25 protein-coding genes are annotated in these 24,016 nt (G+C 63.3%); 16 read left to right on the top strand and 9 right to left on the bottom strand.

The window, feature by feature from the left end; all coding sequences use genetic code 11:
* The first annotated feature begins 14 nt into the window (after window positions 1-14).
* The 5 genes from K8P63_RS03775 (at window position 15) to K8P63_RS03760 (ending at window position 5,008) form a co-directional block, all read left to right on the top strand.
* A complete protein-coding gene (locus K8P63_RS03775; RefSeq protein ID WP_223798538.1) occupies window positions 15-419 on the top strand; it encodes a DUF2958 domain-containing protein in 405 nt (134 codons plus the stop codon).
* A 120-nt stretch (window positions 420-539) separates the two neighbouring features.
* A complete protein-coding gene (locus K8P63_RS03770; protein ID WP_223798537.1) occupies window positions 540-2,678 on the top strand; it encodes a ParB/RepB/Spo0J family partition protein in 2,139 nt (712 codons plus the stop codon).
* Window positions 2,679-2,740: 62 nt separating this feature from the next.
* Window positions 2,741-3,283, top strand: a complete 543-nt coding sequence (locus K8P63_RS20845) for a DUF7146 domain-containing protein (RefSeq protein ID WP_317629347.1) — start codon at window positions 2,741-2,743, stop codon at window positions 3,281-3,283.
* A complete protein-coding gene (locus K8P63_RS20840; RefSeq protein WP_317629346.1) occupies window positions 3,181-3,777 on the top strand; it encodes a DUF7146 domain-containing protein in 597 nt (198 codons plus the stop codon). The genes K8P63_RS20845 and K8P63_RS20840 overlap by 103 nt, the downstream gene beginning before the upstream one ends.
* Before the next feature lie 301 nt (window positions 3,778-4,078).
* The gene (locus tag K8P63_RS03760; protein ID WP_223798536.1) at window positions 4,079-5,008 is read left to right on the top strand and encodes a DUF2493 domain-containing protein; all 930 of its coding nucleotides are present in this window, start codon (window positions 4,079-4,081) and stop codon (window positions 5,006-5,008) included.
* 49 nt (window positions 5,009-5,057) lie between these two features.
* Here the strand turns inward: K8P63_RS03760 and K8P63_RS03755 are convergent, their stop codons facing one another.
* Entirely contained in the window at window positions 5,058-5,657 is a 600-nt protein-coding gene (locus K8P63_RS03755; protein WP_223798535.1) for a hypothetical protein, read from the bottom strand.
* The gene (locus K8P63_RS03750; RefSeq protein ID WP_223798534.1) at window positions 5,654-6,376 is read right to left on the bottom strand and encodes a hypothetical protein; all 723 of its coding nucleotides are present in this window, start codon (window positions 6,374-6,376) and stop codon (window positions 5,654-5,656) included. Before K8P63_RS03750 ends, K8P63_RS03755 begins: the two co-directional genes overlap by 4 nt.
* Before the next feature lie 411 nt (window positions 6,377-6,787).
* Here K8P63_RS03750 and K8P63_RS03745 point away from each other — a divergent pair, with 411 nt between their 5' ends.
* The 8 genes from K8P63_RS03745 (at window position 6,788) to K8P63_RS03710 (ending at window position 11,164) form a co-directional block, all read left to right on the top strand.
* The gene (locus tag K8P63_RS03745; RefSeq protein WP_223798533.1) at window positions 6,788-7,054 is read left to right on the top strand and encodes a hypothetical protein; all 267 of its coding nucleotides are present in this window, start codon (window positions 6,788-6,790) and stop codon (window positions 7,052-7,054) included.
* Between the two features lie 125 nt (window positions 7,055-7,179).
* The gene (locus K8P63_RS03740; protein ID WP_223798532.1) at window positions 7,180-7,575 is read left to right on the top strand and encodes a hypothetical protein; all 396 of its coding nucleotides are present in this window, start codon (window positions 7,180-7,182) and stop codon (window positions 7,573-7,575) included.
* A 628-nt stretch (window positions 7,576-8,203) separates the two neighbouring features.
* On the top strand, window positions 8,204-8,530 hold the full coding sequence (locus K8P63_RS03735; protein WP_223798531.1) for a DUF736 domain-containing protein: 327 nt from the start codon (window positions 8,204-8,206) through the stop codon (window positions 8,528-8,530).
* 181 nt (window positions 8,531-8,711) lie between these two features.
* On the top strand, window positions 8,712-9,023 hold the full coding sequence (locus K8P63_RS20930) for a transcriptional regulator domain-containing protein (protein WP_223798530.1): 312 nt from the start codon (window positions 8,712-8,714) through the stop codon (window positions 9,021-9,023).
* Entirely contained in the window at window positions 8,992-9,546 is a 555-nt protein-coding gene (locus K8P63_RS03725; RefSeq protein WP_223798529.1) for a DUF2285 domain-containing protein, read from the top strand. Before K8P63_RS20930 ends, K8P63_RS03725 begins: the two co-directional genes overlap by 32 nt.
* A gap of 138 nt (window positions 9,547-9,684) precedes the next feature.
* A complete protein-coding gene (locus K8P63_RS03720) occupies window positions 9,685-9,951 on the top strand; it encodes a helix-turn-helix transcriptional regulator (RefSeq protein ID WP_223798528.1) in 267 nt (88 codons plus the stop codon).
* Window positions 9,951-10,517 carry a S26 family signal peptidase gene (locus K8P63_RS03715; RefSeq protein WP_223798527.1) on the top strand — a complete coding sequence of 189 codons (567 nt, stop codon included), beginning with the start codon at window positions 9,951-9,953 and terminating at the stop codon, window positions 10,515-10,517. Before K8P63_RS03720 ends, K8P63_RS03715 begins: the two co-directional genes overlap by 1 nt.
* A complete protein-coding gene (locus K8P63_RS03710) occupies window positions 10,514-11,164 on the top strand; it encodes a lytic transglycosylase domain-containing protein (RefSeq protein ID WP_317629345.1) in 651 nt (216 codons plus the stop codon). Before K8P63_RS03715 ends, K8P63_RS03710 begins: the two co-directional genes overlap by 4 nt.
* Before the next feature lie 5 nt (window positions 11,165-11,169).
* Here K8P63_RS03710 and K8P63_RS03705 read toward each other — a convergent pair whose 3' ends face one another.
* The 3 genes from K8P63_RS03705 to K8P63_RS03695 all read right to left on the bottom strand — a co-directional run bounded on the left by K8P63_RS03705 (window position 11,170) and on the right by K8P63_RS03695 (window position 13,522).
* Window positions 11,170-12,702 carry an FAD-dependent monooxygenase gene (locus K8P63_RS03705; RefSeq protein WP_223798526.1) on the bottom strand — a complete coding sequence of 511 codons (1,533 nt, stop codon included), beginning with the start codon at window positions 12,700-12,702 and terminating at the stop codon, window positions 11,170-11,172.
* Between the two features lie 201 nt (window positions 12,703-12,903).
* Window positions 12,904-13,182, bottom strand: a complete 279-nt coding sequence (locus K8P63_RS03700) for a conjugal transfer protein TraD (protein ID WP_223798525.1) — start codon at window positions 13,180-13,182, stop codon at window positions 12,904-12,906.
* A 34-nt stretch (window positions 13,183-13,216) separates the two neighbouring features.
* Window positions 13,217-13,522: a conjugal transfer protein TraD gene (locus tag K8P63_RS03695; protein WP_223799712.1), complete on the bottom strand. Its 306-nt coding sequence runs from the start codon at window positions 13,520-13,522 to the stop codon at window positions 13,217-13,219.
* A gap of 152 nt (window positions 13,523-13,674) precedes the next feature.
* Between K8P63_RS03695 and traA the strand changes: the two genes are divergently transcribed.
* Both traA and K8P63_RS03685 read left to right on the top strand, forming a co-directional pair.
* A complete protein-coding gene (traA, locus tag K8P63_RS03690; protein ID WP_223798524.1) occupies window positions 13,675-16,317 on the top strand; it encodes a Ti-type conjugative transfer relaxase TraA in 2,643 nt (880 codons plus the stop codon).
* Window positions 16,314-18,095, top strand: coding sequence for a type IV secretion system DNA-binding domain-containing protein (locus tag K8P63_RS03685; RefSeq protein WP_223798523.1), 1,782 nt, complete (start codon window positions 16,314-16,316; stop codon window positions 18,093-18,095). Before traA ends, K8P63_RS03685 begins: the two co-directional genes overlap by 4 nt.
* A gap of 254 nt (window positions 18,096-18,349) precedes the next feature.
* Here K8P63_RS03685 and K8P63_RS03680 read toward each other — a convergent pair whose 3' ends face one another.
* Window positions 18,350-19,237, bottom strand: coding sequence for an SDR family oxidoreductase (locus tag K8P63_RS03680; protein ID WP_223798522.1), 888 nt, complete (start codon window positions 19,235-19,237; stop codon window positions 18,350-18,352).
* Between the two features lie 110 nt (window positions 19,238-19,347).
* Here K8P63_RS03680 and K8P63_RS03675 point away from each other — a divergent pair, with 110 nt between their 5' ends.
* A complete protein-coding gene (locus tag K8P63_RS03675) occupies window positions 19,348-20,166 on the top strand; it encodes a helix-turn-helix transcriptional regulator (protein ID WP_223798521.1) in 819 nt (272 codons plus the stop codon).
* Between the two features lie 26 nt (window positions 20,167-20,192).
* On the opposite strand, the gene dld is transcribed toward K8P63_RS03675, so the two are convergent.
* From dld to K8P63_RS03660, 3 genes are all read right to left on the bottom strand, one after another.
* Window positions 20,193-21,854: a D-lactate dehydrogenase gene (dld, locus tag K8P63_RS03670; RefSeq protein ID WP_263282708.1), complete on the bottom strand. Its 1,662-nt coding sequence runs from the start codon at window positions 21,852-21,854 to the stop codon at window positions 20,193-20,195.
* A 196-nt stretch (window positions 21,855-22,050) separates the two neighbouring features.
* A complete protein-coding gene (locus K8P63_RS03665; protein ID WP_223798519.1) occupies window positions 22,051-22,767 on the bottom strand; it encodes a TetR/AcrR family transcriptional regulator in 717 nt (238 codons plus the stop codon).
* On the bottom strand, window positions 22,764-23,933 hold the full coding sequence (locus K8P63_RS03660; protein WP_223798518.1) for an alpha/beta hydrolase family protein: 1,170 nt from the start codon (window positions 23,931-23,933) through the stop codon (window positions 22,764-22,766). Before K8P63_RS03660 ends, K8P63_RS03665 begins: the two co-directional genes overlap by 4 nt.
* Window positions 23,934-24,016 lie beyond the last annotated feature (83 nt).

Below are 24,016 nucleotides of genomic sequence, written 5' to 3'. Positions count from 1 at the left end.
AAAGGAGCGGTCTCATGATCGTTCTGCCACCGATCGCCCGCTATGCGCTGCGGGCCAATCATATAAACCGCCGGGCGGCGGTCGAGCGCGAGATATCCGAGCCCGACCCGGCGCCGCTGATCAAGTTCTTCAATCCCCTTGGAGCCCAAACCTGGCTCGCCACTGAACTTGGCGATGATGGCGACGTGCTCTGGGGCTTGGCTGACCTTGGCTTTGGATGTCCGGAGATCGGCCCGTGGTCGCTGAGTGAACTATCCGCGATCCATCTGCCGTTCGGCATGGGCATCGAGATCGATGCCGCCTTCACGTCGGACGTGCCTCTCTCGGTCTGGGCAGCATGGTCCCACCGAACAGGCTCGATCCTCTGGACCGAAACCCTGTTCCGGCGATCACCACCCGGCGTGCCCTCGCAGGACTGACAGCCCATCTCTCGGGCGTCGGCGCGGCTCTCACCCTTTTAGAGGAGAGGGCCGCGCCGGCTTCATGACGGGTTGAGGGTCGAGAGAGAGTCTCCCGGCCGCCCGTCATGGAGAAGACCCATGACCAAGCATGTGAAGATCGTCCTCAGCGGTTCGCGGGACATTCCGTTCAACCAGCTGGTGCTGAGCCAGGCCAATGTCCGCCGCGTGAAGGCCGGCGTCTCGATCGACGCGCTCGCCGCCGACATCGCGCGCCGTGGCCTCCTGCAGAGCCTGACCGTCCGCGCCCAGCACGACGCGGAAGGCGCGGAGACCGGCCTGTTCGAGGTTCCGGCCGGCGGCCGGCGCTTTCGCGCGCTCGAAAAGCTCGTGAAGCAGCGCCGGATGGCGAAGACGCAAGGCGTTCCCTGCATCGTGCGCGACGATGACCAGATCTCGGCCGAAGAGGATTCGCTCGCCGAGAACGTCCATCGCGAAGCGCTGCATCCGCTCGACCAGTTCCGCGCGATGCGGCAGCTCGTGACGCAGGGCACCGACGTCGAGACCGTCGCCGCGACCTTCATGACGACGCCCGCCGTGGTGAAGCAGCGGCTGCGCCTCGCTTCCGTCTCTCCCAGGCTGCACGAGGTCTACGCCGAGGACGGCATGACGCTCGAGCAATTGATGGCCTTTTCGGTCTCCGAAGACCACGAGCGGCAGGAGCAGGTCTGGGAGTTGCTCCAGTCGAGCCACAACCGGCAGCCGTACATGATCCGCGCCAAGCTGACCGAGCAGTCCGTGCGCGCGACGGACAAAAGGGTCCGCTTCGTCGGCCTCGACACCTACGTCGCCGCCGGTGGCTACGTGCTGCGCGACCTGTTCGAAGATGATCAGGGCGGCTGGCTGCAGGATGTGGCGCTCCTCGACGCACAAGTCGACGAGAAGCTGAAGGCTGAGGGTGCCCGCATCGGCGAGGAAGGCTGGAAGTGGGTCGCGGTCGCGGTCGACTTTGCGTACGACTATGATGACGGCATGCGGGTCATCGACGGCGATCAGCCCGAAATGACCGAAGCCGACGAGGCGCAGCTCACGGCGCTTCGCGAGGAAGCCGAGGCGCTCGAAGCGGAATGGTCGAGTGTCGCCGACGTGCCCGACGAGATCGATGCCCGCGTCACCGCGATCGACGAGGAGATCAGCGCTATCGTCTCGCGTCCGCTGGTCTATCAGCCGGCTGAAATGGCCCGCGCCGGCGTGTTCGTCAGCGTCGACATCGACGGGTCGCTCTACATCGAGCGCGGCTATGTCCGGCCCGAAGACGAGCCCGTGGAGGAAGCGTCCGAGATCGGGGACGAGCAAGGTGCCGTTGCCGTCGATCGAGAGCAACAGGATGACGATGCCGATGCCGACACTGGCACGGCCATCGTCTCGGTCGGCGGCGCGCCAGGTGCCGATAACGGTGGCGACGAGGACGAGCAGGACGATCTGCTCCGTCCGCTGCCCGATCGCCTGGTCACCGAACTGACCACGCATCGTACGCTCGCACTGCGCAATGCGGTCGCCTGTCACCCGCAAGTCGCCTTCGCCGCCGTCTTGCACGCGCTCACGCTCGACACCTTCTACCACTATTCGAGCGCCGCAAGCTGCGTGGAGATTTTGGTCAGGGGCGGCAGCCTTGGCACCCATGCGCCGGGCATGAACGACAGCGCCTCGGCACGCGCGATCGATGCGCGACATGCAAGCTGGGCGGAGCGTTTGCCCGACCAGCCGCAGGAGCTGTGGGAGGTGCTGATCGCGCTCAGTGCCGAGGATCAGGCGGCGCTTTTCGCCCATTGCGCGTCGTTCGGCATCAACGCGGTCTGGGAACCGGCCAACCGCTACAACGAGGGCCGCGTCTCGGCGCGGACCGTCTCGGGCCGGATCGAGCATAGCAACGTGCTCGCCCGTGCCGCCGATCTCGACATGGTCGCGGCCGGCTGGACCGCCACGGTCGACAATTATCTCGGTCGGGTGACCAAGGCGCGCATCCTGAGCGCGGTCGACGAAGCGAAGGGCGCCGAGGTCGCCGCGCGCCTGACGGGCCTGAAGAAGCCCGACATGGCGAAGGAGGCCGAACGTGTGCTCGCCGACAGCGGCTGGCTTGCCGAGCCGCTGCGCACGCCTTCCGCCGAACCGGTCGAAGACCCGGCGGCGATCGACGGCGAACCGGCCGTGGAAGCCGAGGCGGCATCGGAGCATGATGGCGGTGAGAGCGAAGAGCCCTTCGCCATCGCGGCCGAATAGCGCCTCGCACTTTGGGGCCTGTCGCATCGGCAGGCCCCATTTTTTGTCTTGGGAAGACGCTCATGCCTGGCACCGCGTCCGATATTTCCCGGCAGCTCGCGCGCAATGCGGAAGCGGTTTGCCGTCACTATCTCGCTGCAGGCCGGCGTGAAGGCCGCTATTGGATCGCAGGCGATGTCCACGGATCCAAAGGTCGCAGCCTCTATGTTCGGTTGAAGGGTGGCGAAGATGGCAAGGGCGCCGCGGGCAAATGGACGGATGCCGCCACCGGCGATCACGGTGACTTGCTCGATCTGATCGGCTTCAATTGTGGGCACCGCCTGCTGACAGACACGCTCGACGAAGCCCGCCGCTTCCTGGCACTTCCGCGCGAAACGCCCGACTTCGATCCCAGCCAGCCCGCCGCCCCAGCAGGTTCGCGCAAGGCCGCGCAGCGTCTCTTCGCTGCATCACGCCCGATCGCCGGCACGCTTGCCGAGCGCTATCTCCGCACGCGCGCATATTGGATGTTCGAACCGAATGCTGGCTGCGTTTTCATCCACGCTGCTGGTATCGTCCATCCGAGGACGACGCTCCGGGCACGCCGGACGTCTTCCCGGCGCTGATCGCCGCCGTCACCGACGAGGATGGCTCCATCACCGGCTGCCACCGCACCTGGCTTGCACCCGACGGATCGGGCAAGGCGCCGATCGCAACGCCGCGCCGGGCCATGGGCGACCTTCTCGGCATGGGTGTGCGCTTCGGAAACGCGTCTCCGGTCATGCTCGCCGGTGAAGGACTCGAGACCATGCTGTCGCTGCGTAATGTCATTTCCGCACCGGCGATCGCGGGGTTGTCGGCACCGCATCTCGCCGCCGTCTTGTTTCCGGCCGATCTTCATCGCCTCTACGTCGCGCGCGATGACGATCCCGCGGGCACCGCCGCACTCGCAACGTTGACCGAACGGGCGACGCAAGCAGGGATCGACATCGTGCCGCTCGAACCACAGCTCGATGATTTCAACAGCGATCTTCGCGCCTTTGGCCGGGAACAACTGGCAGCGAGGTTGCACGCCCAGCTTCGGGCGGAGGATGCCGAGTGCCTGATGCGAGTCCGCTGATCCCAGCGCCGCCGACCGCGCCAAGGCAGCGATCGCCAAGCCTCCCTCGTATCGAGACGCCGCGCCAGGCCTTCCTTCAGAGGGCGACTGCGGCAGCCGGCCCGGGCCGGCAATGGCTACGCTGCGGCTATTTTCCGCCGGGGCTGACGCCCCTTTGCATCGCGAAACAAAATAGCCGCGCTCCGCCATCCTCCGCTGCGCTTCGGCCGCGCCCGAAGGCGCGGTGCAGGCCCGGTCCGCCCGCCGCCGGTCGTCGCCAGGAAGGCCGCGAGAGGCGCGGCTCGCAACGACGGAGGCTCACATGGCGACCGACAATTCCGACGCGGACGAACCGCAGCCCGGTTCCACCGCATATCTCCTTCAGGAGATGCAGCTCTATGGCCATCGGCCCTTCGAGGACGAACCCGACCATCGCCCGTTGCCCGATGCCCGCGTTGCCGGCGGCGCGATCGCCGACATCTTCGATGCCATTGTGTCCTCACTGACCGACACGCGGATCGAGCCCGACCTTGAGAACCTGACCTGGGGCATCGTCAACGTCTTCCACCGTGCGGGCGAGCGGATCGAACGCGAGCTCGACGACAACGAACAGGCGCAGAAGCGCCTCCAGCGCGAGCAAGACGGCAGCGAGGTGAAATCGGTCGAGCTGGAACGCCGGATCGCCGAAGGCATCACGATGCTGGAACGCCGTGACACCATGGAATTCCTGCGGGATGCCGCCGCCGACCAGTTCCGCACCCACATCCGCAAAGCGTGGCTCCCGCGCTCAGGGGCGATGGTCAACCGCAAGATGCTGACCTCGGCAGTGCTCGACAGCCGCAAGCAAATCGACAAGCGAGCTTATCAGGACGCCCGCGTTCTCAATCCCGACGGCGTGCGGATCGCCTTTACCGGCGGAGCCGACTTCAACGATCACCGGCTGATCTACGCGACGCTCGACAAGGTTCATGCGCAATTGCCTGACATGGTCCTCCTGCACGGCGCGACTCCAACCGGTGCCGAACGCATTGCCGCCTGCTGGGCACGTGATCGCAACGTTCCGCAGAAGCCCTACAAGCCCGATTGGGAGCGCCACAAGAAAGCCGCTCCCTTCAAGCGCAACGATGCGATGCTGGACGAGATGCCAAGAGGCGTCATCATCTTCCCCGGCACCGGCATTCAGGACAACCTCGCCGACAAGGCACGCAAGATGGGCATTCGCCTCTGGGATTTCCGCGAGCGATCCGGCTGATCGCCACGACCGGTGGTACCGTCGAGCGCTCTTAAACCATCGGCCGCGCTTAGGCTTCGCCGAGATAGGTGATCCCGCTGCTGCCGCTGCTCGTAGCTTCGATCTCTGTCATCCCGGCCGATTTCAGCATCTCCAGCCAGATTGCATTTGTGTCTTCGTAGCAATCGACGACGTTCGCAACCGTAAGCGATTTAACCCATTCTGATTCAAGAGGCTCGGGCCGGTCGGCGAAGCCGAAAGGCTTCACCACGATTTCTTCCGACGCGAGCGTTTCGGGTTTCCCATGCGCAAGGGTGTCGCGAAAGTCCTTCAGCCGCCCGATCACCGACCAAGGGCGGCTGCTTAAATCGGGAGCCAGACCGAGTTCGGCGAGAAGCCGCTTGAGCTTCTCCTTGGCCGGCGCGCGCTCGGCCCAGCCGTTCACCTTCGCAACGCCGAGATAGTTGACTCCGGCCTCTATCCAGAAGGCTGTCATGGTCAGCCCTGCCATCATCTCCAAGGCGATGCCGCCGCGATCGCCGGCGGCATCGCGTTCGGTGATTCGCTTCTTGAAGTAATGCGAAGCATTGGCCAGGTCGTTGTGAATGTTCTCGACCGCTTGCCGGTCGATTTTGAAGCGGATCATCCGCTCCGTTGCCTCTTCAGTCATGTCGGCATGTCCAAAGGGTCCGACAGCATGTAACTACCCCGCTCTATCTCGCGCTGGCTGAGGACCGGGTAGAAAAGAGGGGTTTGCAGACGGTCCCAGCTGCGCTGGGTCGCCGCTCCCACGACCACGTGATAGGATGGCATGCGATCGGCCGACCCGTCTGCGAACCAGTTGCAAAATAGACCGATATGAACGACGCAAACGTCACCATGTGTCTTCGTCGAATAGATTCGTAGCAGCATCTGGTGGACGTTACTGCGGTCGGGCCGCGCCCCTTCGAGCGGCGCGACCGCGTCGCTACCAATCAGCGCGTCGGCATCACCCTCACCGCGCAGGATGAGCGGCACTAGCCAAGGCGAAAAACCATCGAGCCCAAGATTGAGCACCGTGAAGCAGTGCGCGATCTTGGCTAGAAATCTTCGAAGCTCGGCCACGCAGGGCTTCACATCGACGTGGATCGCGTCGCCGCCAAGATCGCTAGGGGCGACTCCCTCGTTGGCAAGTAAACGCACGAGGACCGGCCTCTCGGGACCGACCAAGCCGCTGAGGATGCCGCAGGGCTCGAAAAATACGATCGGCGTGACGGCGGGATGCCGACCTACCGGTATCTCGATGTCCTCGACAACGCCCGCCTTTTCGACTTTGAGCGGCAGCGTATCTCGACGCTGCTTTTTCCGCCGGGTTGGGAAACCGTGTCGCATGCGGATGTTGCCGAACACCGTTCGAGCCATCACGCCTTCGAATTTAGCCGTTTCGGTTGCACACGCCAGGCAGCTCGCATCCACGAGTTGAATATTGCCATCGAGCGACAGCGGAATGATGTGCTCGTCCGTAAGGCCGTCGACCGCGCCGCAGTAATGCAGGCTCCCACGGGACCCATCTTGGAGTACATGAAATCACGGCCAACGATCATCCGCTGATGATAACGACCACAGCGACACGATCATAGCAACATGGTCATGGCGTTGCGTTTCTTCGGGCAATAACTGACCGCCCGCTGAGGCCTGTCGCAGCTTATCACTGTCAGGCCACTGGACCATTCCCCGCTCTTGGAGGCGCTAGTCCTTTCCGGACCCGCGACCTTGTTCGATCAACCCTCAAGGGGTCCGCTATGCTTTGCATGCGGCCGCTTGGGCCTTCGTCCCGGCGCGGTGATCGCGGTCGAGCGCCCGGATGTGTCGGCGCCTGTCGAGCGGGGAGTGGCCCCGCTTCCCAAACGACGGGAGCCGATCATGAGCCTCGAAACCGCGCAACGCTACGCCTGGAACCTCGCCTGCACGCTCAAGGTCATCATCATTCTGATCGAGACCGACGACGGATACGCCGCGATGGCCTCCGACGATTACGACGGCGATGCCGATCACGTGGTCCGGGAATATGATGTTTTCGCTCAGTAATCGACGGGCCGTCCGTCCGATCGAACCCCGCAGCGCTTTCGTTGCCGGGCAATCTCCGCTATATTCACGACGCGCTGTGGTGGCAGGTGGAAGCGCGTCGACCCCTTGTGAAAGGATCTGACGCCATGCCGATTTTGCTTCCTCTTTCCCTGGTCGGGTTCGGTTATCTGATCTACCAGCTCTTCGCGGGTGCTACATTGGCGCTCCCGATCGCGCTAGGCGTCGCCGCCGGCTTTGCCGCTCATCAGCTCGGTTGCTCAACCTTTGCTTCGTTTGTCATCGGTGTGATCGCCTTCATGGGCGTCATCGCGGCGAGCCGCGTGGTGGCGCTGAAGCTCACCAAGACCTATGCCCGCATCACGCTCGCTCTTCTGTTCGCGGTACCGGCGGCGCTCACCGGCTATTCCCTTGCACACGCCTTGGGCGTCGTGCTTGGCACCACCGGCATCGTCGCCGGCTTGGTGGCCGCCATGGCATGTGCCGCGATCGCCGCCGAGCGAATGCTGCGCCCGGCTATCTGAGCGCTAGCCAACAGGCTCCAAAATAAGCCCCGCCCGGTCGATCCGGGCGGGGCTTTTTCGTGCATCTCTAGTCATGGCCGGGAGGAGGCAAGCCGATCGGCTATGTCTCCGTCCCCGCCGTCGAGATTGGCGCCTGAGGCGGTTGTTCTGACCGCGGGCATTGCCCAGCCGCTCTACCTTCGTCGCGCTTGATGGACGGTTGATTCGCCGGACGTCGGCCTCTCTGGGAACGGCGTCGTCATTAGTGGGGATACGGGACAGGGCGACCGTCCTGTCTGTCAGCGTCTGTATCCGAAACCACGATCGCGACGTCGGAGGTCTGGAAGGGCTCCGTGAATAGCGCCACGTCTCCATTCGGCGGATCCAGGCCAGTGCCCAAACGGCCTCTCTTCAGGCTTTGATGACCGGGACCGGCTTCGCCTCTGCCGCTCATGGCCGCAACGGCTCTGGGTCACTTTTTTCCCCTGCCGGCTGTGCCGGCTTTCCTCGCGGGACAAAAAAGCGCCCCGCCGCCGTCTTCCGCTAACGCTTCAGGTCTGACGACTGCAGCCGCGGCAGTCCCGGTCATGTCCCAAGCCATCGAGACCGTGATGGGCACGGGCTCGTGCATCAAGACTGGAGACTTAACATGGCTACTATCGGCACCTTCAAGAAGACCGCCAACAACGAGTTCGTCGGCGACATCGTTACCCTCGGCGTTCAGGCCAAGGGCGTCCGCATCGTTCCCGACACCAACCGCGCAAACGACAACGCCCCTTCGCACCGGGTGATGGTCGGCCGGGCCGAGATCGGCGCCGCCTGGACCAAGCAGTCCAACGAAGGCCGCGATTATCTGGGCCTCAAGCTCGACGATCCGAGCTTCACCGCCCCGATCTACGCCAACCTCTTCGACGACGAGGACGGCGAGACCTTCAACCTGATCTGGTCGCGCCCCAGCCGCCGCAATGGCGACTGAGCTTAACGATCAAGCCCCGCCCGGATCGACCGGGCGGGGCTTTCGTTTGATCCATTTTGGCGTTAGTTATTAACCACTTGCGATAAGCGGCGGCTTATTCGGCGATAAGGGGCGGCCTCGTTGCGGACTGCGGCATTTCCCACATAGGTTATGGTCGCAGGGGGCATCGAGGAGTTTTACGATGCCAGGTTATCATCGCTTACGCTTACCCGCCGCCTATCAGGCCCTGACCGCATTGGATGCGCGCGGCTTCGCCTGGGAGTGGCTCCGGCGCAATCCCGAATTTCGAGGCATCTGGCACACGGCGAACGTGCCGGCACGACGCGCCAGCGCATCCGCCGAAGCGATCGTTCGCCGATCGGCGCGGGCACTAATCACGATCGCGCAGCATCCGCTGGCAAGGAGGTGGTCCCATTGGGGCGTTACCTTTCGCGCCCGATCCCGATACCGCAGCGATCGAGGTGCCCGCGGTCGCCTGGAGTCCGGAGCTTGATACCTCCGTCCTGACGATCGTCCGCCCGGCGCCTTGGGCGCGGCCGATTGGCGATCTGCGCTTCCTATTCGAGCGCTGGGGCGATCGCGTTCTTCGCATTGGATCTCCGGGCGGGACCTATCTTTTGATCCGCCGACATGGCGCGCCTGAGCTCTCGCTCTGGCTACCATCCGGACTCGCGCCGGCGAGGGGTGCCGGCTTCGGCATCTATCTTCATCCCGACACCAGCCACACGGCGCGGGTCCAGGCCGCCGCGACCTTCCGGCGCGCGATCGGCTACGGCCCGCCGCTTCGCGCTGCGCCGTTCGCCCATGCGCACCGACACGCCGCGATGCTCTGCGTCCACGATCTGTCGCAGGACGGCGCGTCGCTGCGCGACATCGCCGAGCAGCTGCTCGATCCCATGCCCCCGGATTGGCGAGCAAGCTCCGAACGATCGGATCTTCGCCGGCTGCTGGAGGCCGGAACGGAGATGATTGGACAAGGATATAGACGACTGTTGGGACCACGACCGTCATCATAGCCGGTCGCCCACCGGCAATGTGGTCGGATCTCACGCCCCCTCGTTCCGGCCACCACGGGCCTTCTTTCGTCGCCGATGATGACCGGGTTCGCGAGGCGCTTGGCAGCCGCCTCGCTCACCTCAGCAAGGAGCCCGGTCATGCCCGACATTATCAAGGATACACGCTATCTGCGCACGAAGGAGGCCGCCCATTATGTCGGCCTCTCGGCGCGCACCCTCGAAAAGCATCGCACCTATGGCACCGGTCCCGGCTACCGAAAGATCGGCGGTCGCGTCGTCTATACCCTCGAAGACCTGCGCGCCTGGGCCGACCGCGGCGCATGCGCCTCGACGTCCGATCCCAACAACGGTTCGGTGCTGCCCGCCGCTCGGCAGCCAAGCGATCCAGCGCCGGAGACGCACTGATGAAGCGCGCCCTCTCAGCTAACACCGGTGCCGCGCGGCAGGCTCGCTCGCATCGCCATCCGCTCCGCGTCGGCTTGCTCGCATGCGGCGGCGCCGCGCTCAGCCTGCTGCTCGCTCCGGCCATCCACCGCCCACAACTGCGGCTAATCTGGAACGCGTCGGCGAGCGTCCCGCTCGGCCTCTACCGCGTCGAGCCCGGTGCATCTCCGCGCGTCGGCGACCTGGTCGCGGTGCGACCGTCGCCGCAGCTCGGTCGGTTCATGGCCGCGCGGCGCTATGTCGAGGCCAATGCACTGCTGATCAAGCCCGTCGCGGCCGCAAGCGGCGCGACGATCTGCCGGACAGGTGACCGCGTCACGATCGATGCGCGGACCGTCGCCACCGCGCTGGCGCGCGATCGCTTCAGTCGTACGCTGCCGATCTGGTCGGGATGCGGGCGGCTGCGCGCAGATCAGCTGTTCCTGATCGCGCCGGCGCACGCGGACTCATTCGACAGCCGCTACTTTGGCCCGGTCGCCGAGCGCCGGGTTGTCGGCCGCGCCATTCCGGTCTGGACGTGGTCATGAGGGTGCCGTCGCCGATCTGGCTCGGCGCGTTCGCGCTGCTCACTCCCTCTATCCGGGCGAGCGCCCAACCAGCGCCGCCTGCAATGGGCAACGCCTGCGTCGCGCATGTACCCGAAGCCGCTAGTCGATCCGGACTTTCCGCCGACATCCTCCTGCGAGTGATGAGGGCCGAGTCGGGCGGAAACGCCCGTATCGTCTCCGTGAAGGGAGCAATGGGCTGCATGCAGATTATGCCGGCGACCTGGACCTACCTGACCGCGCGCTACAACCTCGGCACCGATCCGTTCGACGCACGCCGCAATATGATCGGTGGCGCCATGTATCTCGCCGAACTCGCGGCCCGCTATGGCATGGCCGGCGCGCTTGCCGCCTATAATGCGGGGCCAGGCCGATATGAGCGTTATGCCGCAGGCGCGGCGACGCTCCCGGCCGAAACGGTGGCTTACACTGCGCGCATCGGCGGCGGTACGCCGGCACGCGCGGCCCAGCCGGTCCAAGCCCGCTGGCAGGAGGCGAGCCTCTTCCTCGACCTCGCCGCACAGGGCGGCCCGGTCGATCCGAAGCCGCCCGCCGCGCGCCGCGTCAGCGCGCTTTTCCCGCTTTCAGGATCGCAACGCGACGGTGCCGCGAACCCTCCCGGCCCGTGATCGTTTTACGGGTGGGAGCGCGAGTGTGGATCGCCAAACCAATGTTTGGCGGCCCGCTCGAAATCGTCGTTAGGCGTTCCATCGCAAGCCCACGCCACGATCCCATCGGGCCGAACCAGCAGGGCGCCCACTTCCATATGCTCGTCGCTGCTCGCTTGAATATAGTCGATGCGCCCGTACCAGCGCGCCGCCAGCGCGCCCAGCGAAACACTCGCGCCAAAGTCGAGAAGCAACCCGCGCCCGCTTCGCAAACGCTCCGCGAGCCGGGTTCCTTCGCCCAGCTGAAAGTCCGGCGCGCTGCGACCGACAAGGGGGTGTCCGGCACCAAGATCATAGCGGAGCCCGACACCCAGCACGCGTTCGGCGAAGTAAGTTGCGCCGTCGCGTGTCCCGATCAGATCGCGGACGACCGCCGCCAGCGCACGCGAAGCGGAACTCGGACGCATGATCGCGACTTGCGCGCGGGACCAATCGAGGACTCGCGCGCCAATCGGATGCCGCTCGCTTGTGTAGCTGTCGAGCAGACCCTCCGGCGCAACGCCGCGGATCGTGGCGGCGAGTTTCCAGCCGAGGTTCATCGCATCGCCGAGCCCGAGGTTGAGCCCTCGGCCGCCGAGCGGCGAATGGATGTGCGCCGCGTCGCCCGCGAGAAGAACGCGGCCGCGCCGGTACTCGGTTGCCTGATAGGCGCGATCGGTCCAGGTCGCCGCGACGTGGAGGGATTTGACCGTCACGCTGGTGCCCGAGACCTTCCGCAGCACGGTTTCGATATGCTCGCGCGTCGGCTCGCTGCGATGCCGAGCGCCGCCATCGAAATCGACCATTGCGATCGTGCCGGGTGCCGTGAACGTATACATGCCGGTCGCGGTGTAATGGCGGCCGAGCTTGAGGTCGGACGTATCGATCAATTCTGCCTCGACCGAATATCCGGTGAACTCGGGATCGGTGCCGACGAAGCTGAACCCCGCCGCTTTGCGGACAATGCTCCGCCCGCCATCGCACCCCACCAGCCAGCGCGCGTCGCACGTTCCCTCGCTGGTGTAGACGCGCACGCCTTCGTTGCAGGCGTCGAGGGTTTCGACGCCGCAGCCGCGCCGGATCTCCGCGCCGAGCTTTTCCGCACGTTGTGCGAGCACGGCCTCGATACTGGCCATGTCCACCGCGAGACTCCCCACCGCACCCGGCAAGCGATAAGACCAGCGCGCGGTGTCGATCTGATCGTGGAAGAACTGGATGCCGGCAAAATGGCCGGCGGGGCGTCGCTGCTGCTGCATCCAGTGAGAAGCGGCGCGCGTGTCTTTGCTCGCTGCGTAGGCTTCGAGTTCGGTCAGGAGATCGCGACGGTCGAGGCTTTCTATGGTCGGCACCGTAAGCCCGCGCAGGCCAAACGGCAGTCCTTTCAGCGGAGAATAAGGATCGCGTTTCCGCTCAAGCACCAGCACCGAAGCACCGCCAAGCCTGAGCTCGCGAGCGTGGAACAATCCGACCGGACCGGCGCCGGCGATGATGACGTCATAGAAGGTGTTGAGAGGCTGCATATCTGGCTCCATTGTCGATGTTCGACCGGAGCGTTTCCCGAACCCGAGGACCGCACGGACGAACATCGTGGCGGTCCAAAAGGACGTCCGATGTTCGTCGTGGGGATCTCAAGCACGAAGCCAAAGACCAGAGCTTCCGTTACCAGAAGGACTTGGGCTCACCAGACCAAGTCTGCCTTTTCCGACACAGTTTATGTAACGTCACGGAGTTGGTTTCGCAACGGACGGCGGCTTAGCCTTGCCCACCTGCGATCGAGCTGCAGCGGCCTGCTCGGCTTCGGTCGCGAACGTGCGGACGCCCCGTCGCCGGTACAGCAGTTTGAGTTGCGAACCGTTCTCGCCCCCGAGCCGCTGAGCAAGGTCAAGAAAAGCGCCGTAGAGCAACGCGCGATCATCGTCAGTGATGTCGACGAGGCCAGCTTTCTGGACGAGGCCGCCGAGCTCGATCAGATGCCGCGTGCGTTCGCGTCTTGCGACCACCCAGGCCCTCGTATCCGCTCTCGCCTTTGCTGCCTCAAGCCGGTTCCGCGCCTGCCGATCCCGCTTTGCCGCCCGTGCCAGCGCCAGCAGCGCCGCGCGACGATCGCCGGCTTGTTTCCCGAAAGAACTGCGCGCCGCGCGCGCTCCACCTCGTAATGATCGCTTTGTCCGTCTCCGCCACCACTGCCAGCAGCGCACCGGCAAGCAAATCGGGATCGAGTGCATCGGCACCTGTCGCCTCGATCAACTCGCCGAATTGCTGGACCTTGCGCTGTTTCAGCAGCTTGGCCCGGTCGTTGAGCGCCTTCAGTTCGGCGTCGAAATCTCGTACCTTTCGCATCGTGCATCTCCATTTGGCTGGCCGATGCAGGCGAATTGGGCCGTCCGATCCCCGGTTCAACGGCTGAAATCTCTCAGGCGTGCTCTAGCGCATGAGAGCGCGCTTATACGTCGTACCGACGTCGCGAGATCAGGCGTAGATGGGTTGCCGTCATGGCGATCTATCACTTCTCGGCAAAGGTCATGGGACGCGGCACCGGCCGCAGCGCAATAGCGTCCGCCGCCTATCGCTCGGCATCTCGCCTCCATGACGAGCGGCTTGGCCGGCATCACGACTTCACCAACAAGGCAGGTGTCGTCCATTCCGAGGTCTTGCTACCGGAAGGGGCGCCCGAACGGCTGCGGGACCGCGAAACCCTGTGGAATGAGGTCGAGGCGACCGAGAAGCGGAAAGACGCCCAGTTCGCCCGCGAGGTGGAGTTCGCGATCCCGCGCGAGATGACGCCGGCCCAAGGCGTGGCGCTGGCGCGCGACTTTGTTTCGCGTGAGTTCGTCGAGCGCGGCATGGTGGCGGATCTTAATGTGCATTGGGACATCGGCCCTGATGGCGAGGCTAAGCCGCACGCGCACGTCATGCTGACCATGCGCGAGGTCGGCCCGGACGGGTTCGGGCCGAAGGTGCGCGAATGGAACGCCACGGTGTTGCTGCAGAGCTGGCGCGAGAATTGGGCGAGCCACGTCAACGATCGCCTGGCGCAACTCGGCATCGAAGTGCGGATCGATCACCGCAGCTATGACGCGCAGGGCATCGAGCTGGAGCCGCAGCACAAGATCGGTGCCGCGGGCGCGCGCCGCGAAGCGAAAGGTGAGGAGGCCGAACGCGCCCAAGATCATCGCGCGATCGCGCGCGACAATGGTGCGGCGATCATTGCCAATCCAAGCGTCGGGCTGGAGACACTGACCCGCAGCCAAGCGACTTTCACGGTGCGCGACCTGGCCATGTTCGCACATCGCCATTCGGACGGACAGGAGCAGTTCGATCGCGTGCTCGCCAGCATGCGCCATCATGAATCTGTGCTCGCGCTTGGGCGCGACGGTCACGGCGCGGAGCGCTTCACGACGACCAGCATGTTAAGCGCCGAACGGGCGCTAGAGCGCGATGCCGAGCGTCTCGCGCAAATGCGCGATCATGCTGTGTCGCGGACGGATGTCGGCCGCGCCGTTGAATCTGCCGAGGCGCGCGGAATGCGGCTCGGAGCCGAACAGCGCGCAGCGTTCGATCATGTGCTGCGCAAGCCCGGTCTCGCGCTTGTCGTGGGCTATGCCGGCGCCGGCAAATCGGCGATGCTGGGCGTCGCGCGCGAGGCCTGGGAAGCGGCAGGCTACACCGTACGCGGCGGCGCGCTGTCCGGCATCGCGGCTGAGAATCTCGAAGGCGGATCCGGTATCACATCCCGCACCATCGCCAGCCTTGAACATAGCTGGGCGCGCGACCGTGATCGGCTGACCTCGCGCGATGTGCTGGTGGTGGACGAGGCAGGGATGATCGGAACGCGCCAGCTTCAGCGCGTGCTCGCCGAGGCCGCCGGCGGTGGGGCCAAAGTCGTCATGGTCGGCGATGCGCAGCAACTGCAAGCGATCGAGGCCGGTGCCGCATTTCGTCTGCTCGCCGAGCGCCACGGTGCCGCTGAAATCGGCGAGGTGCGCCGGCAGGCTGCCGCATGGATGCGCGAGGCGACCCGGGATTTCGCGACCGGTCGAACCGGCGAGGCGCTGGCGGCATACGGTCACGCTGGCATGGTCCATGCGGCCGACACGCGCGATGCCGCCCGCGCGGCCCTCATCGATCGCTGGGACATGGAGCGCCGCGATGCGCCCGCCGCCGCTCGCATCATTCTTACCCATACCAACCAGGAGGTTCAAATGCTCAATCGTGCCGCACGCGAGCGGCTCCATGCGCAGGGCGAACTCGGAGCGGACGAGGCGGTTCGTACCGAGCGCGGCTTGCGCGAGTTCGCCGACAACGACCGGATTCTCTTCCTCAAGAACGAGCGCGAGTTCGGCGTGAAGAACGGCACGCTCGGCATCATCGAGAAAGCGGCGCCGGACAATCTCGCCGTGCGGCTCGACGACGGGCGCCGGATCGATGTCGATCTCAAGAGCTACGCCCATGTCGATCATGGCTATGCTGCTACCGTCCACAAGACGCAGGGCATGACGGTCGATCGCACCTATGTGCTGGCAACGCCCGGCCTGGACGCGCACTCATCCTATGTCGCGCTCAGCCGCCATCGCGACGGCACAGCGCTCCATTATGGACGGGACGATTTTGCCGACGAGACGGCGCTTCGGCAAACGCTTGGGCGCGAGCGCCCTAAGGATATGGCGCTCGATTATGATCGACCGACTGCGCCGGCTGCGGGACGGCAGCAGCCCGCGGCCACAGCGCGTGCGCCGGGTAATGCTGAATCGAGCACACCTCCCGAAAATTCGCGCGGTCTGGCCGCGTTGGTTTCTCGCACGTTCGGCCGAACGGGTGACGAGCGCACGTCCGCGCCAGTGCCGGCGCGCGACGCCGATAGAGCGGTGAATACGCAGGCAGCGAGCGTAGCGGCTCAAGACACCGGGAAGGATCAGGAGCGTGCCAACGCCCGGGCCGTATCCTCAGCCAAGGCGGCGGACGTTGGCCGTAGCGCCGATCCGGCGAACAGCGATCAGGCGAAGGCCCTCCGCGCGATGATGGCGGCACGCAATGCCGCGCCTCGCCAGACATCGGAATCGATGCGCGAGGCGATGGCCGCCGCGAAAACGGCGCCCGCCGCCACACGCGATAAAGATTATGGGGCTGAGCGGTGAGCGCGCCCGGTAACGGCGGCGGCGGCGATGTTCGGGGCTCCGAACCCATCGTCCAGCAGATTGCCTTTCTCTTATCTTTTGCTGCGATCGCTGCGTGCTGGCCGCTCGTGCGCTATGTAATTCCGATCGACGCGCGGTTCGCTTTCGTGGATCTTGTTCGCGAGCATTGGGCGCATCGCCACGCGCTCGAGCCGTGGCTCGAGCAACGCTGGGCATGGCTGGCGCTTAACGGCTATCACCTCTGGTTCGCACTCGCCGCGCTTCCCGGTACAATCGCAGCGGCGATCGTACAGGGCGTCGATCGCAGGACGTTCTGGCCGCTGCTTTACGCGCCGGTCGGTTGGCTCGGCGGAAGCGCGATTGGCTATTGGCTCTACACCAGCTTTCGAGCCGATAGCTGGCCGCTTGCGGTGATGATGCCTGCCTCCTTCGGTTTCCTGGGCGGTGCCATCGCGGCCCGTCTCGCGGCGGGTCCGCGAAGAGTGATTCACCTGCGCGGCACGCGCTTGGGCGTCTTTACGGGCCAACGCGGCGCGTGGCTTCGAGCGCGGCTTACTGCAGGCGTAACGCTCGCGGGTGTGACGCTATCCCGGGAGGACGAGACCATGCATGTCGCGGCGATCGGCGCGACCGGTTCGGGCAAATCCACGGCCTTGCGCGCGCTGATGGCGGACGCCATCCGGCGTGGTGACCGGCAGGTCGTTGCCGATCCGGACGGTGCCGCCATGAGCGCCTTCTTCGAACGGGGCGACGTCATCTTGAATCCATTCGATCGACGGTGCGCGCGGTGGGATCTGCTGGCCGAGATTGAACGCCCCGGGGACCATGCCTTCCTCGCCCAGTCGGTGCTGCCGCACCTCGGCATCGGCGAACATGACCAGTGGATCACCTACGCCCAGCAGCTGCTCGCCGCTGCCCTCGAGAATTTCGGCAGACTGGGTCTGGGCACGACCAACGATCTCATCGCAATTCTCGCGTCGGGTTCGGTCGCGGAGCTCAAACTGCTCTGCCAGGGCACAGCAGCCGCGCGTTATTTCGAGCCAGGCGGCGAGAAGATGCTCGCTAGTATTCTTGGGACGCTGGCACCGGCGATCGGAAATCTGCGGTTCATCACCGCGCTGGACGGCGAGCCGTTTTCGATACGGCGATGGATCCGCTCGGGCACGGGATCGCTCTGGCTGCCTTATACGGCCAACCAGGTCGCGGCGCTCCGCGGGCTCATCTCCTGCTGGTTGAACATCGCCATTCTCGAAACGCTGTCGCTATCGCCCGATCGCGACCGCCGGATCTGGTTTCACGTCGATGAACTGGACGCACTCGGGCGTATCGAGGGGCTCAAGGACGCGCAGGCCCGTCTTAGGAAGTTCGGCGGGTGCGTCGCGATTGGCTTCCAGTCCTCTGCGCAGGTCAAGGCCATCTATGGCGAGAGCGCCCATACGATCATCGAGAACTGCGGTAATCTACTGATCCTTCGGTCTGGACTCAGTGAGGGCGGCGGGACGGCGGAGCTTGCCTCGGATCTGATCGGCAGCCGTGAGGTGGAGCGTGACGATGTCAGCCGCTCTCGCACCCGCGGTCGATACACCTCTAGCTCGATGTCGATGCAGAGCAAGCGGACGGTGGAGGAGGTAACACTTGCGAGCGAGATCATGCAGCTTCCGAACCGTGAGGGCTTCGTGAAACGTGCAACCGACGCGACGTGGCGCCGCGTTCGGTTTTCTTATAAGAGTTATACGTCTCGGACGGCCGCCTTTACACCGTTGAAGCCGTCGCTTTGACCATTTGATACGGCGCGGTACGGCGCCAAGTATCCGAGTGCGCGCGGCATTTCGAGTATGAGTCACGCTCCGATAGAAAACTCGACACAGGGTCAAAGTTTTACCTATCTAGCGGGGAGAAAGAGAACCGCGGAACTAAGGCTCTCGATAGCCGAACAACAGCCAGCGCATATTGTTCGCAAGATGGCTCAGGACCGCCTTACGCTTCATGTAATCCACAGTATCAGGCAGACCTAGAGATTAGAAATCAGGCACTACACGGCATATGAAAAATATGCAGGGTCTGAAAGATCTTCAAGCAGCGTTTTACCCGCCGGTTGCCAATTCAGTGCTTTCCGTGTTTGCATGCTCGAGGTGGGCGCGTCGTTCTCGGCGAAAGCTGCAAACCAGCCAAAATGCTCACGCGGCCGGGATTCGACCGGGAGGCCCAAATTGCGTCCGATGACCTCGGCAATATCCTTGAACATTACGCCTTCCTCGGCGCTCGCGTGATACGCGCGCATAGGAAGATTCGCTTCCAACGCACGGCAGTATACTGCCCCAACATCCGACACGTGTATCGCACACCAACGATTTGTCCCGTCGCCGACATAGGCCGAGACACCTGTTTCACGAGCGGTTTGCGCCAAGATCGCCATAAACATTCGATCACCTACACCGTGGACGGTGGGCGCGAGACGCACGACGCCAATGTTAACCCCCGCGTCTGTCAAGACTTTCACCGCAGCTTCGGTCTTTCTGGGATATTTGGGATCGCTCAACGGCGGCATATCGGCCTCGGTCGCGACGCGCCCCGGCGCGAGCATCAGCAAGCCGGTGGTGACAAGCATCGGCTTTGCGGTGCCAACCAAGCTCTTCCCCATTGCCTCAATGACGCGACGATCCTGCTCGCTGTGTTCCGGAAACTTCGAAAAGTCATGACCGAACGCCGTGTGCACCACGGCATCGGCGTCTGAGGCTGCTTGCGCGAGTACATCGATGTCAGCAAGAGAACCCATTATGGGCTCGACGCCTTTCGCCTTCAGCGATGCGACGTTGGCATCGGAACGGCACAAACCGGCTACAGAGTGTCCGTCTTCGAGAAGCTCGGCGACGACGGAACTCCCCACCCAGCCGGTTGCACCCGTGACGAATACCCGCATCTTCTATCTCTCCGCGTTGCATTTAGGTACGGATGTACTAATACGATTGCGAAGCGCGTAAATTTAAAAACTTATCCCGGTATAGCGACTAACAGGATAACTATCAGGCTATGGTCACGGCTGAGGCGCTCGGACACTATCTGCGTGACCGGCGCAGCAAAATCGACGCAAAAGCCTTGGGTTATGGCGGCCGTCGGCGCACGCCTGGTCTACGGCGAGAGGAGGTGGCTCAACGCGCCGGCATCAGCGCGACTTGGTATAGCTGGCTTGAGCAGGGACGTGGCGGTGCCCCGTCGGCTCATACGCTGGAGCAAGTCGCCAGCGCATTGATGCTATCGCGAGCGGAACGCGAGCATCTCTTCCTGATCGCGCTTGGGCACCTTCCGGAACGCCACCCTCAAGCTTCCGCTGCTGTGCCGCCGCGCCTGCAGATGGTAATCGACGCGCTTGAAAGCTGCCCGGCCTTGATCCGCGACGCAAGCTGGAATGTCGTCGCCTGGAACGCCGCTCAATCCCTCGTCATGACTGATTGGGCCGCGCTGCCGTCCGTACAACGGAATCTGCTGCGCGCTGCCTTCCTGGATCGGCGAGTGCAAGAAAGGGACCCTCATTGGAATGCCACGGCCAGGTTTCTGGTCAGTGCGTTCCGCAGCGATATAGCCAGAAATCACGCTCTCGAACTTGCCAAGCCGCTGATAGAGGAACTGTGCCAGCTTAGTCCGGAATTTGCTAAGATATGGGCCGCTGGTGAGGTAAACGACTCATGTGAAGGTATCAGGTGTATCCATCACGACCTTTTTGGCTTGATCTCGTTTCAGTTCTCAGGATTTATGGTCGATGGACGAGCGGATCTCGTCGTGTTAGTTTATAGCCCGGCTCTTGAGCGGGATTTGCAGCGCATCAAGTCACTTGTCCGGTCCGCGCGTTGAGTCGAAGTAGCCGAATTATCACTGTGCTACCTCCACATGCGATTCCTGGATGTGTTGCCCACCCCCGGGTTTAACACGTTCGCGGGGTCGAGACTGCGGTAAAACTCGGCTAGCTCCGGCTTGGCTCGATAAAGCTGGCCCACGTTGTGCTCCGCCGGATATTCGGCTCCTTGAGCATCTAGCGACGAAAGCAGGCTTTCTTTGAGGACCATTATGTCGCAGCCCTTGCGCACGATGTAATCCCGATGAAATACGTGGCAAAAAAAGTGTCCGTAGCTCAGTCGGTATAGCATCTGGATATTCTGCGAAGGTTCTAGGCGGTCCATCCAGGCGAGCGCGTTGCGCGGGAGTGCGACGTCGAGCGAAATGATGTCGGCGACACAACGCGAGTGGATCGCTCGAAATCTTATTGCTGCGCCGGCGACCGTGAAGCGATGGATGAAAGCCCGATGGGCCTCTTGCTGATCGCACTCGAAAAAGCTTGATTGGCCCGCATCGAAGCTGTGCTCAAGGTACTTACGAGCCTCAGTGATCCCCGCTCCGGACATCGTGAGAATGAGATGATGTTCGAACCGTTCTTGGAACTCCCGTATTCGCTTCGGGATCTGCGCGGGGAATAGGCGAGCTATCGCTTGAAGCAGGCGGTCGCTGAGATGATAGGAACCTAACCCCACGCGCGCCGTCATCGCGTCAACTCTGTTCCGCAGGGAGAACAGTGCGGGAAGCCGGCGAGTGCCGAGCCAATTTATCGCCAGGAACACGTCCTTGCCGTATCGCGCCGCGATATCGAAGGCGGCGCGGTCGAGATATTCGCCTGTGACCGGCAGACTCTCGAATGTGCTGAGCATGTCACGCCTTAGCCGTGTCAGCGCGGCTGGGTTGTTAGTTCCGATGTAGAAAGTGGCCCGTTCCCCATCCGCCGGAAAGGTATCGACACGCACCGCGAAGACAATGAGACGCCCGGCGCATCCCGATGCTTCGAATAAGCGCCGCGGGTCGGCGTTGAACCGCGCGGGGCTTGGGTGGTCCACGTCGCGGACCTCGTTCGCATAGTTGCGATCCGATCCAAGGCGCGAGTCATCGATGGCAATATCTTCCGAAGTATATTCGCCCGCCTCAAGCCGCCGAATGGCGACCTCCGGATCATCGCCCAGCGCGATTCCGAGGTGGTTAACCAGCACGAGGCATCCACCTGCGTCGACCCGCCCAAAGAGCGCACGTTCCGTGTAGGCGGGACCACGTTGAACGAGCGCCCCGCCGGAGTTGTTGCAGATGCCGCCCACAACGGATGCGCCGATGCAGGATGAACCAATGACCGAATGCGGTTGTCTTCCGCTGCGGGCAAGGACGGTTTCCAGTTCATAAAGCGTGGAGCCGGCCAGGCAAATCGCCTCGCGGCATCCATTCACGAGTTGAATACCTTTTATCCGTCCTGTGCTAATTATGACGACCGACCGATCATATCCGTCTCCAGACGGAGTCGATCCGCCGGTCAGACCGGTATTTGCCGCCTGGACAATTACAATGACGTCCGCTGATAGGCATTGTTGCGCAACCTGCCAAAATTCGACAAGACTGCCGGGTTGCACAACGGCCAAGGCCTCGCCACCGCCATAACGGTAGCCAATTCGGAATCGTCGGGTAGCGCGCACATCGAACAGGACATGGCGCCTGCCGACGATGCTCATCAAATTCGAGATGAAGTCTCGCTCAGCCAGCGCCTCACGTCCGCCCAAGCCGCCTGCTGTCGAACCTTCCGACGCCGCCGCGCCCGCCAAGTCCCTTGCGTGTTCGCGTGCGAACAGGCGTGATCCGAAAAGCCTCACGGATCCCTTTTCCCTAGCCGTACTCTTTGTCGCGCGCGCCGATCGATGGGTCCTTAGATCATTCTTCCATGATTCGTTCGATGCCGCCGACGATGAAGCTCAGCATGAGCGGATAAGCGTCGTTTGGGTCGGCGCTCTGATATTTCCCTTCAGATATGGCTTCGACACGGCGAGGTGCTGCAAAGATGCTGAGCATGACAGACACGCAGAAGACGATCGCCCGGACAGCACGCTCTGGACTCTGATGTCCGTACAATTCCTTCAGCGTGTCCGCGAACATTCTCGCGGTTTGGTCATAGTGCTGTGTCAGGGCCGTGGAGTATTTGGTTGCATAGGCCGTCTGCGCGATAATCTCGCCATAATTGCGCCAGTGCTCGTCGCCGGATCCAATATGTAGTAGAAACGGTTTCGTAAAAGCCTCGACGAACTTAGTTAGATTTCGACTATCGTCCAGAATGAACTTTCGAAGCTGCTCTCGCCTGGCCGAGTTGAGGATGTCGCTCCGCCTCGTGATGACGGCTTCGATAAGCTGCTCTTTGGACGGGAAGTGATAGGTGACGAGGCTGAGAGCTACGTTGGCCCTTTTTGCGACCTCCCTTACGGGCACGCCATCGAAGCCTAACTGAGCGAATAATTCCTCGGCTGCGTCGAGGATGGTGACACGTGCACCGCCGGCGTTCCTTCCCGATACCCTTGCCATCTTCAACCCTTGCCGATCTACTTTGCTGCAGTCCTCCAGGCGCGAGGACATGCGCAAGGGGACGGTCGAGATCACGACGCCCTGACCCTACCTCCGAAGTTCTCCGCCACCCAATCGTAAATGTATTGCGAGTGAGAGGCGACGAGGTCAATCCCACAGTGCTCGGTGCTGCCCTCAGCGATCGAGAAGACCTTGAGCTCGGCCCGCGGGCTGTTGATGGCTTCGGCAACACAGCGCTCGGCAAAGGCGAGCGGGACCAGCCGGTCGTTCTCGCCGTGCACAACAAGATAAGGCACCTTCAAACCGGCCAGATGTCCTTCTAGCGAGCGCTTCTGGAAATCATGCCAAGCCTCGCGAAGATCAGCCTTACCCATGACAGACGTCATCTGATCGGCAAAATCAAGTCCGCGGCGGGGAGAGTCAGGGTGATCGATGAGATCCTCGAATTTCGCGCGAAGGCACTCGCTATCATAAAAGGCGCCGAACGATACACAGAGCTTCAGCCGCGGCTCATAGATTGCGGCCCGTGGCGCGTCATATCCGCCGTTGCTGCAGCCAATCACGCCAATCCGATCACTATCTACCGCGGGATGTTGCTCGAGCCGGTCAACGAAAGCGCTCGCGCACTTTTCCGATGCGACCGGCTTCGTTGTGTGATGCAGGCGCGCGGATTCGCCCGTGCCCTCTTGATCAATGAAAAGTACTGCAATGCCGCGTCTGACAGCCTCATCCCCGGCGAAACCGTATTGAAGCTCCTTGATGCCGTCGAAGCCGTTGTAGTGGATCACGGTCGGAAACGGGCCCGGACCGTCGGGCAGCCGAAGATAACCTGTAAGGGTTGCGCCTTCGAAGGGTATCTCAATTCGCTCCGTCCGGTGTCCGAGCAGCTGAACGCCCTTTTCGAACAGCGCGCTTGCTTTACGATACGCCATCAGTTTGCGCGGATCCTTCCAACCGGCATGCCGCTCCGCAATGAAGCCGTACTGAGCAGCCCGATAATAACGGGCTCCGGCCGAGAATTCCCATCCCTTCGCGAACATCTCGTTACCTTGCGCTGCTACGCGCTCGGCCACCGACATCCAGCTCTGAAACCAAGCCTCGTTGGCCACGGGAAGAGGCGCTTCCGCTAATGGGACTAAAGGCTTGCAGGCTTCGTGGACCTCCGAGATCTCGCCGCCCATGGAGAGGCAGCAAGCAACACTCAAGGTCCATCCTGCATTTGAAGGGAAATATTCAAACATACATTGCCTCGGATATCTGGGTTGATCCCGCCCGCTTATTGAGAACTTCAGAGACTCGAGCGACGATATGGCCGTCGCTTGAG

The sequence above is a fragment of the Sphingomonas nostoxanthinifaciens genome (assembly GCF_019930585.1).
In the GTDB taxonomy this organism is placed as follows: domain Bacteria; phylum Pseudomonadota; class Alphaproteobacteria; order Sphingomonadales; family Sphingomonadaceae; genus Sphingomonas_I; species Sphingomonas_I nostoxanthinifaciens.
The sequence above is the reverse complement of the archived record's forward strand: the minus strand, read 5'-3'. Positions and strand labels throughout refer to the sequence as shown.